The sequence below is a fragment of the Prosthecobacter sp. genome (assembly GCF_046154365.1).
In the GTDB taxonomy this organism is placed as follows: domain Bacteria; phylum Verrucomicrobiota; class Verrucomicrobiia; order Verrucomicrobiales; family Verrucomicrobiaceae; genus Prosthecobacter.
Genome location: NZ_JBJXFV010000226.1, coordinates 1 through 6201, shown reverse-complemented (window position 1 = coordinate 6201; position 6201 = coordinate 1). Strand labels below are relative to the sequence as shown.

The 6201-nt window shown below is 62.0% G+C and carries 4 protein-coding genes; all 4 read left to right on the top strand.

Annotation, left to right across the window (positions count from 1 at the left end):
• Positions 1–1297: DUF1592 domain-containing protein (locus tag ACKVY0_RS28910; protein ID WP_409218357.1), on the top strand; the 1297-nt coding region annotated here is incomplete at its 5' end.
• 167 nt (positions 1298–1464) lie between these two features.
• Positions 1465–3948 (top strand): DUF1592 domain-containing protein, encoded by a 2484-nt coding sequence (locus tag ACKVY0_RS28905; RefSeq protein ID WP_409218356.1) that lies wholly within the window; start codon positions 1465–1467, stop codon positions 3946–3948.
• Positions 3949–3955: 7 nt separating this feature from the next.
• The gene (locus ACKVY0_RS28900; protein ID WP_409218355.1) at positions 3956–5257 is read left to right on the top strand and encodes a DUF1552 domain-containing protein; all 1302 of its coding nucleotides are present in this window, start codon (positions 3956–3958) and stop codon (positions 5255–5257) included.
• Positions 5258–5285: 28 nt separating this feature from the next.
• Positions 5286–6201 (top strand): DUF1552 domain-containing protein (locus ACKVY0_RS28895; RefSeq protein ID WP_409218354.1); only part of this gene is annotated, 916 nt, incomplete at its 3' end.

Below are 6201 nucleotides of genomic sequence, written 5' to 3'. Positions count from 1 at the left end.
GTCGGAGGCGGAAAAATTGCGGCGAAAAGATGTGGTGCCGCCCAATGACGCGACGCCCGAGGTGGTGGTGGAGCATTTGCAACGATTTGCCGAACGCGCCTGGCGGCGTCCGGTGAAAAAGGAGGAGCTGGAGCAGTATTTGAAATCGTATCGCGAAGAGCGGGAGGCGGGCGAGAAGCTGGCGGATGCCTACCGCGTGGCCTTGCAGGGCGTGCTGACCTCGCGGCACTTCATCTACCTCGTCGAGGGCGACACGGTGGTTCGCGAACGGCTCACGGATTCGGAACTCGCTTCGCGGCTTTCGTATTTCCTGTGGAGCTCGATGCCGGACGACGCGCTCTTCACCGCGGCGAAAGGGGGCACGCTCCAGGGCGAAGGTTTGACGAAGGAAGTCGATCGCATGCTCGCGGACGGCAAAACCAGCCGTTTCATCGACGACTTCGCGCGGCAGTGGCTGCAATTGCACCGCGTCGGCATGTTCCCGCCAGACAAGAAGATCTATCCCACCTACGACGCGTGGCTGGAGGACAGCATGCGCGCCGAGCCGGTGGAGTTTTTCCGCGAGATGTTTGGCAAGAACCTGCCCATCGACGGCTTCATCCACTCGGACTGGACCGTGGCCAATGCGCGCCTCTGCGAGTTCTACGGACTGCCGGAGTCAAAGTCAGGCGGGTTCCAGCGCGTGTCGTTAAAGCCCGAGGATCGTCGCGGCGGCCTGCTCACGATGGGCGCGGTGCTCGGACTTACCTCCGACGGCACGCGCCATCGCCCCGTGCATCGCGGCGTGTGGCTCAGCGAAGTGATCTTCGGCAAAACACCGCCACCGCCGCCCGCGAACGTGCCCGCCATCGAACCCAATCCGCCCAAAGACCCCAAGGCCACCCTGCGCGACAAACTGGCCGCGCATGCCAAGGACGTGAATTGCGCCGCCTGCCACGCGAAGATAGATCCGCTCGGCTTCGCCTGGGACAACTACGACGCCATCGGCCAGTGGCGCACGCGTGAAAAAGTCCCGGCGGGAGTCGGTGAGGACCCGCTGGTCAATCCCGCTGGAGTGATGCCCGACGGACGGGCGTTCAAGGACGCCAACGAGTTCAAGCGCCTGCTCCTCGAAGACCGCGACAAAGTCGCCCGCGCCTTCATCGAGCACCTCTGCACCTACAGCCTCCGCCGCAGCATGGCTTTTGACGATCAGGACGATCTCAAAGCCATCCAGACTGAAGCGAAGAAACACGAATACCGCATCAAGGACATCATCCGGGCCGTGGCGACGTCGGAACTGATGAAGAAGCGATAACGAGCAAGACAGCACGCACACAAATGACGGACAAAAGTAGAATCCAGAACCGGGGCAAGGGGAAGTGGTTGCTCCACGTCTTCCCCTTATTTTCGTCACTTATCTTTTTATCGGCAAGTCCCACTCTGGCCGCAACCGTCCCGCTTTCATTCACTGCAAAGCATTGCGTGGAGTGCCACGACGACTCGGTCAGGGAGGGCGACTTTCGTGCGGACTTGCTGCCAAAGAATCTGGGTGATGCCGCGAGTCAGAAGGCCTGGAGCCGAGTGCTGGCGCGCGTGCAGAGCGGTGAAATGCCACCGCCGAAGAAGAAGGATCGCCCCGGTGAAAAGGAGGTCCAAGCAGCGCTGGGAGCACTCAAGACAGCGTTTCATGAAGCAGCGCTGGCGAAACATGGCGAGTCCGGGCGAGTCCGAGTGCGTCGCCTCAACCGGCTCGAATACGAGAACAGCGTTCGTGACTTGCTCGGGATCGACACAGCGCTGCGCGATCTGTTGCCGGAAGACGATCTGCGCGATGGTTTCAACAACCAGACCGTCGCTCTGAGCATTTCGCCGGTTCACATCCAGCAATACATGGCGACGGCGGATCGGTCGCTCGATGCGGCGAGCGTCCGTCAAGCCCGGCCTGAAACCAAAACTCACCGCTTCGCCTTCAATCACGAGGCGGAGAAGCCTTGGTCCGCCTACGCTCACAACCGGCTCCAGTGCAACCTGCATGGCGAGGATCTGCATTTCTTCCTCGATACCCACATCGAGGTGCCGGTCGCGCTGCGGCAGTTTGAGGCGGTCACGCGGGAGACGCCCGGACGGTATCGCATCCGCATCACGACGGAGTCACGCGACACAACGAACGGCGAAGATCTCATCTACAGCGTGTGGATCGCGGCTGGCGGAAAGCGGAAGGAATTGCTCGGACACTTCGACGCGCGGCATCGCCAGGAAAGCACCATCGAGCTGACCCGGTCCTTTGAGCGCGGCGAAACGCTCATCATCGCGCCCTATCGCATGGCGAAGGTGCGCATCGACGCGGGCTACAGTGTCTATGCGCCCGACAAGCCGGAGAAGATTCCCAAGGGCTGGCATTTCATCAACAATCCCAATCCGCCCATCGCCACAGTGGGACCGGCGATCGTGGTGAAACCCGTGGAGATCACTGGACCATTGATCGACACCTGGCCACCAGTTGGCCACGCCTTGCTCTATGGTGAGGCCGCCGAGTTCGCCCCGACTACCGAGGTGGCGAAAACGGCGCGAGTGCCGGACACAATTATCCGCCCAGTGCGGTCCTACCGGCAGCTCAAGGATACCCTCACCGTGCGCCTGCCAGCGGACAAAACCGAGTCTGCCATCCGCGAGACGCTCACCCGCTTCGTGAGCCGCGCCTTCCGCCGTCCCGCGACCGCCGGGGAAGTCGAGCTTTACCACGCGATGACCCGCGAGCGGCTGGCTAAAGGCGAATGCCTCGAAGTCGCGCTCAATGCCGCGCACCGCGCCGTGCTTTGCTCGCCGGAGTTTCTATTCCTCGTCGAGAAAGGGCCGAAGTTGTCCAGCCACGAACTGGCCGCGCGCCTCTCCTATTTCCTGTGGCGCACTGCTCCCGATGCCGGGCTGCGCAAGCTCGCAGACACAGGCGAACTGACCAAGCCTGATGTCCTGCGGAAAGAAGCGGCCCGGCTGATCGCCTCGCCACGCTTCGAGGCCTTCGTCAGCGACTTCCTCGCGCAATGGCTGAACCTGCGAGAGCTCAACGCCACCACGCCGGACCGCGATTTGTTCCCAGAGTATTTCGAAGCCATTCACGATGGCCGGCAGGATGTGTTTTTGCACGATTCGCTCGTCGGCGAAACCCGCGCCTACTTCCGCGACCTTGTTCAGCGCGATCTGGGGGCCGCGATGCTCGTTTCAGCACCTCACTCTTATCTCAATCAACGCCTCGCCGAGCACTACGACCTGCCGCCGGTGAAGGGCGCGGCCTTGCAGCGGGTCGCTCTGCCCGCCGACAGCGTGCGCGGCGGATTACTCACGCAGGCGAGTATTTTGAAAGTCACCGCCAATGGCGCGAACACCTCGCCTGTCCTGCGCGGTGTCTGGCTGTTGGAGCGCATCGTCGGCACGCCCGCGCCACCACCACCGCCGAATGCCGGTTCCATCGAGCCGGACACGCGCGGCGCGACGACCATCCGCGAGCAACTCGCCAAGCACCAGAGCGTCAAGTCCTGCGCCGGCTGCCACCAGAAGATCGATCCCCCCGGTTTTGTGCTCGAAGCGTTTGACCCCATCGGCCGATATCGCGACTACTACCGCACCACCCAGACCGGTGAGAAACTCAAGGATGTGAAAGCCTTTTTCGGCGGCCAATACGGGGCGGTCAAATACCTCAAAGGCCCTGCGGTCGATACACGGAGCCAGCTTCCCGGCGGCATTGAGATCGCCGACATCCGCGCCTACAAGGCCGCGCTCGCCGGCCGGCCCGAGCTCCTCGCCCGCAGCCTTGTCCGCAAGCTCGCAACCTTCGCCACCGGCGAGAGTGTGGAGGCCGGTGACGAACTGATCATTGATGCCGTTTTGAAACAGGCCGCAGCGTCCGGCTTCGGTGTGCGCACGCTGATTCACGAAGTGGTGCAAAGCGAACTCTTCACTCAGAAATAGCCCGATCATGAAACCCATCTCCCGTCGCCTCCTGCTCCAAAGCACTGGCATTGCCCTTGGCTTGCCGATGCTGGAGTCCATGCTGCCCGCTGCTCCCGCCGCCGCGCCACGCCGCATGATTTGCATCGGCGTGCCTTTCGGCTTCGAGCCGTCGGCGTTTGTGCCGGTCACCACCGGCCGCGGTTACGCGTTGCCTTCGCACCTCACGCATCTCGCCGACTTTCGCGATGACTTCACGATCATCAGCGGTTTGAGCCACCCCAATACCGGCGGTGGCGGGCACAAGGCGGAAGCCGTGATGCTCACGGGAGCGCCTTATCCCGACTACTCGCACAACCTTAAAAACACCATCTCGGTGGACCAGGCCTTTGCCACCAAGTATCGCGGTGAGACCCGCTACGAGAGTCTTGCCCTGACCACGCAGGGCCAGTCGCTTTCCGTCACGGCCAATGGCGTCTCCATTCCCGCCATCGGGCAGCCCTCAGCGCTGTTTAAGAAGCTCTTCCTCGCCGCCACATCTGCTGAGATGGATGCCGAAATGCGCCGCATCGATGAAGGCCGCAGCATGCTTGATTTCGTCGGCGACCGCGCCAAGAGCCTGAACCGCCAGATCAGCAGCGCCGACCGCCAGCGCGTCGAGGAATACTTCGAGTCCGTCCGCGACGTGGAGCGTCAGCTCAAGATGACGCGCGAGTGGGTGAACCGACCCAAGCCCAAACCCGTCGGCACCGAGCCGAAGGACATCGCCGACAACCAGCAGCAGAAAGCCAAATTTCAGCTCATGATCGACATGATCCACCTCGCGCTGGTCACCGATTCGACGCGTGCCGTGAGCCTCATGACCTTCGGCATGCACCACGACCTCTCCCATCACGGCAAAGAGCCGAAAAAGCTCGCCGCCTGCCAGCAGGTCGAAGCGGAACTCATCCAAGTCTTCACTGGCCTGCTTGCCAAACTCAAGAACGCCAAGGAAGGCGGCTCCACGTTGCTCGACTCGACCATGGTCATGATGACCAGCAACCTGCGCGACGGAAACACCCACTGGACCTACAACCTGCCCGCCATCCTCGCCGGCGGCGGCTTCCGTCACGGCCAGCATCTCGCGTTCAACCGCCCTTACCTGGAAGAAGTGAAGCAGGAAATCGCTCCGCCCGCAGATGGCAAGAAGGTCAATCCCGAGAAAAAAATCCCGCTGATGGGCCGAGACCAACAACCGCTCTGCAATCTCTATACCTCCATGCTGCAAAAGGGCGGCGTCGAGATCGAACGCTTCGGCACTGCCACCGGCCCGCTGGAGGGGCTCGCTTAACAACGAAAACAACGAACCAAGAAAATCTATGAGCAACTACCTGTCCCAATCCTGGCTGATTAACCGCCGCCACGCCCTCAAAGCCCTCGGCAGCTTCGTTTCGTTGCCCTTGCTTGAATGCATGGTGCCACTTCACGGAGCGGAGAAAGTCACCGCCACGCCGAAGCGCAGCGCATTCATCTACCTCGCCAACGGCGTTCACTCGCTGAACTACCAGATCACCAAGTCAGGGAAGGACTACGAGTTCTCCCGTTCTCTGAAGCCGCTGGAGAAGCACCGCAATGTCATCACGCCTATCAGCGGGCTGCATCACCCGGGCAGCCTCGGTCATCACCACAACTGCATCAATGTCTTCCTGACCGGCGGCAAGCTCGGCCCGTCGGATCGCAACACCATTTCCGTGGACCAAAAGATGGCGGAGCTCACCGCGCAGCAGACCCGTGTCGCTTCGATGGAGATCGCTCTCACGGACCAGTCTCTTGCTTGGACCGCCGACGGCGTGCAGTTGCCTGCGCTGCGTCGTTGCAGTGAGATTTTCGCCTCGCTCTTCGAGGAACCGAAAGGCGGCAAAACGGTCCAGCGCCGCGCCTTGCGCCGCAAAGGCAGCGTGCTCGACGCCAACCTCGCGGAAGTGCGCCGACTCGAGCAGAAGATGGGCAAGGAAGACAAAGGGCGCATGGAGCAATACCTCACCTCCGTGCGCGAGGCCGAGATCCGCACGCGTCGCGCCGATGCGTGGCTCGACACGCCGCTGCCGACCATTTCCGACACCGACCGCAAACGCACCAACCGCGACATCGCGCAAACGTTGGCAGGCGATTATTTCCGCACGGTCTATGACCTCATGGTGCTCGCCTTCCAGACGGATGTGACGCGCGTGGCCACCTTCAGCCTCGGCGGTGAAGGCAATGCCTTCGCCATTCCCGAAATTGGCATCACCGAGT